Source organism: Variovorax sp. FG153 (assembly GCF_057809595.1).
This window is the reverse complement of sequence record NZ_JBMDKG010000139.1, coordinates 1-332: the sequence shown is the minus strand read 5'-3', so window position 1 is coordinate 332 and position 332 is coordinate 1. Positions and strand designations below refer to the sequence as shown.

1 protein-coding gene is annotated in these 332 nt (G+C 74.1%); it reads left to right on the top strand.

Annotated elements, in window-relative coordinates; genetic code table 11:
* Window positions 1-332, top strand: a 332-nt coding sequence (locus ACODT0_RS42475) for an AMP-binding protein (protein WP_489044062.1), incomplete at both ends; no start/stop codon positions are given.

Below are 332 nucleotides of genomic sequence, written 5' to 3'. Positions count from 1 at the left end.
GGGGTGGAGGCGTGCACGAGCGTGCGGCGCATCGTGTGCAGCGGGGAGGCCTTGCCGGCGGAGGCGCAGAACGAGGTGCTGCGCCGGCTGCCCGCGGCGGCGCTGTACAACCTGTACGGGCCGACGGAGGCGGCGATCGACGTGACGCACTGGCGCTGCCGCGACGACGGCACGAACCAGGTGCCGATCGGGGTACCGATCAGCGAGACGAGCACGTGGGTGCTGGACGCGCAGCTGGAGCCGGTGCCCGTGGGGGTGGCCGGGGAGCTGTACCTGGGCGGTGTGAACCTCGCGCGCGGGTACCTGCACCGGGCGGGGTTGACGGCGGAGCG